Annotated in this window: 4 protein-coding genes; 3 read left to right on the forward strand and 1 reads right to left on the reverse strand. The window is 72.1% G+C overall.

What is annotated here, in order from left to right; genetic code table 11:
- Nucleotides 1-226: FaeA/PapI family transcriptional regulator (locus tag DMH12_RS37975; RefSeq protein ID WP_312024000.1), on the forward strand; the 226-nt coding region annotated here is incomplete at its 5' end.
- A gap of 31 nt (nt 227-257) precedes the next feature.
- Here DMH12_RS37975 and DMH12_RS37980 read toward each other — a convergent pair.
- On the reverse strand, nt 258-797 hold the full coding sequence (locus DMH12_RS37980; protein ID WP_125495803.1) for a hypothetical protein: 540 nt from the start codon (nt 795-797) through the stop codon (nt 258-260).
- 27 nt (nt 798-824) lie between these two features.
- Here DMH12_RS37980 and DMH12_RS37985 point away from each other — a divergent pair, with 27 nt between their 5' ends.
- Nucleotides 825-1,688 (forward strand): 5'-methylthioadenosine/S-adenosylhomocysteine nucleosidase, encoded by an 864-nt coding sequence (locus DMH12_RS37985; protein WP_125495804.1) that lies wholly within the window; start codon nt 825-827, stop codon nt 1,686-1,688.
- Nucleotides 1,689-1,836: 148 nt separating this feature from the next.
- Nucleotides 1,837-2,972 (forward strand): NB-ARC domain-containing protein (locus DMH12_RS37990; RefSeq protein WP_260474498.1); only part of this gene is annotated, 1,136 nt, incomplete at its 3' end.

Below are 2,972 nucleotides of genomic sequence, written 5' to 3' on the forward strand. Positions count from 1 at the left end.
GCCGAAGGGCCTCAGCGGACCGACCCTGGAACGCGTCACGAGCGCCCTGCGCGGCTCGGAGGAGGGCCTGACGGCGGCCGGGGTCGCCGAGGCGGTGGGCATCTCCCGCATCACGGCCCGGCGTTACCTGGAGCACCTGGTGGACGCCGGGCGGGCGGGGCGGAGTCCGCAGTACGGGCAGGTGGGGCGACCGGAGTTGGTCTATCGGTGGGTACGGGGCCGGTAGCGGGCCGGCCGCCGACGCCCCCGGCGCGCGCTCACGCCGCCCTCGCGTACCGCACCACCTGCGAGGCGAGCCCCGCCACCGCGAGCGCCTCCAGCGCCGAGACCCCGACGAGCAGGCCTCCGACGTCGCCGTGGGACCAGAAGACGACCAGCGCGGCCAGCGGTACCGCGCAGAACGCCGTCAGGTCGATCACGGTCTGGGTCGCCTTGCGGGACCGGCGCCGGGTGTCGCCGCGGTGGTACGCCTCCCACCCGAACGTCGTGAAACCGGCCCCGTGGGCCGCGAGGGCGGCCAGCCGAGGGCCCAGATCGTCCCGGACGTAGAGCCCGATCGCGGAGATCTTCTCGTCGTTGACGAGGTAGGTCCACCCGAGGACGACGCACACCGGCGGCAGCGCCAGGAGCATCGAGGGCTGCTTCGCCTGGGCCGTCGCGGCGATGACGGCCGCCACGACGGCGAGTGTCACGTAGAGGAGATTGTCCCGGAACCCGATCCTCGCCCTCTGCTCGCTCTTCACGCTCTCGTACTCGGCGAGCAGCAACTGCCCGACGGTGACGTCCTGTTCCGGCACTCGAACCCCTTCTCCCAGCGGTAACTTATGACTATGCCGGACATCCAGCCCACCGCTCTGGTCCTGACCGCACTCCCCCTCGAATACGCCGCCGTCCGCGCGCACGTCGAGGAGCGGGAGGAGCTGGTGCACCGGGGCGGGACCCGCGTCGAACGGGGTCGGCTGCCGGGCACCTCCTGGCACGTCGCCCTCGCCGAACTGGGCATGGGCGCCGAGCAGGCCGCCGCACTCAGCACCCAGCTCATCAACTGGCTGCGCCCCGAGACCGTGTTCTTCGTCGGAGTCGCCGGCAGCCTGAAGGACGACGTCGAGATCGGCGACGTCGTCGTGGGCACGCAGGTGTACGAGATCCACGGGGGCAAGCAGACGCCCGAGGGTTTCCTGGTCCGGCCGAAGGCACTGCCGGGCTCGCACGCCCTGGAGCAGGCGGCGCGTTCCGCGGTGCGGGACATGCCAGGCGTACGGGCGCACTTCATGCCGATCGCCACGGGGGACGTCGTCCTGGCCGACGCGGCGTCTGAGATCGCCCGGTTCATCCGCCGGAACTACAACGACGCGGGCGCGATCGAGATGGAGGGCTCCGGGGCGCTCCGGGCGGCCCACCTGAACGGCCAGTTGCCCGCCCTGGTGGTCCGGGGCATCAGCGACCGGGCCGACGCCGGCAAGCACAAGGCCGACGCCTCGGGCTCGCAGCAGCGCGCCGCCGCGCAGGCCGCGTCGGTGACGGCCGCGCTACTGCACAAGCACCGGCCCCGCGAGGGCTCCTCCGGCGCCTCCGACTCCGAGGAGGGGCCCCAACAACGCGGCGACGGCGGGGCGACGTACGCCGGAGACCACATCGACTTCCGGGGCGGCACCTTCCCCGGGCCCGTCACCGGCAGCCGAGGGTAGGAACGCCAGGGTCACCCCTCACGGCCCCGTACCGCGAGCGACCGCCACGCTCCCGCCCCGCCCGCTGGGCTTCACCGGCCGGTCGGCGGAGCTGGACCGCCTGCTGCCGCACCTCTCCCCCGGCGAGGACGACACAGCGGCACTGCCCGTGCTCATCTTCGCCGTCACGGGCATGGGCGGCGTCGGCAAGACCGCGCTGGCGGTGGAGGCCGCGCACCGGGCCCTGGCGCGGGGCTGGTTCCCGGGCGGGACGCTCTTCGTGGACCTGCGCGGGTACGACGAGACCCCGGTCACCGCGGATCAGGCGGTACTGGCGCTGCTCGACGCACTCGGCGTACGGGACGGGGAACTGCCCCCGACGACGGACCGCCAGTACGACGCGTACCGCGCGCTGCTCGTCGAGCGACGGGACCGCATGCTGCTGATCCTGGACAACGCCTCGGATCCCGCCCAGTACCTTCCGCTGCTGCCCGGCACGGACCATCACCGGGTGCTCATCACCTCCCGGGACCGTCCAGACGCACTTCCGCTACGCGTGATCGACCTGGAAAAACTCGATCCGGACGAATCCGTCGCCCTCGTGACTCGCGCCCTGCACGACACCGACGAACGGGACGAACGTCCGGTGCGTGAACCCGGTGCCTTGCGTGAACTGGCGGATCTGTGCGGCCACCTGCCGCTTGCCCTCCAGATCGCGGCGGGGGTGCTGCGTCGGCGTCGCCATCGGGACATCGCGTCTCTGGTGGCTGAGATCCGGGAGGCCGGGGACGCGACGGCCGTCCTCGACCACGGCAGCCCCGGAACCGACCTCTTCGGACGCCCGCTCGCCCTGCGGCCGGTGTTGGAAACCTCCTATCGTCGGCTGCCGCCCGACCAGGCCCGACTGCTGCGCTTACTGTGTCTTGCGCCTGGCCCGGAGACCGGCACGGAGGCCATTGCGGCTCTTGCCGATCTCCCTATCGAGTCCGCGCTGTCGCTGCTGGAAGATCTGGCCGCCAGATGTCTGGTCACCTCAGTCAAAAGCGACCCGGAAACGCCTTCCGTCATGCGGTGGCACTTGCACGATTTGGTGCGGGTGTTCGGGGCCAGTGTGGTGACGGGGGATGAGGCTTGGCGGCGGGAGGGGGAGGCGGCGCGGATGCGGATGCTTGGCTTCTATTTCCAGCGAGCGCATGCGGCCGATGCCCGGTTGCGGTGGCTGCCGGGACTGAAGGAGCCGGGGCGGTTCGGGGACCGGGGGGAGGCGTTGGCGTGGCTGGACGGTGAGCGGGCGGGGCTCATCGC

This window comes from Streptomyces sp. WAC 04229 (genome assembly GCF_003947455.1).
GTDB lineage: Bacteria > Actinomycetota > Actinomycetes > Streptomycetales > Streptomycetaceae > Streptomyces.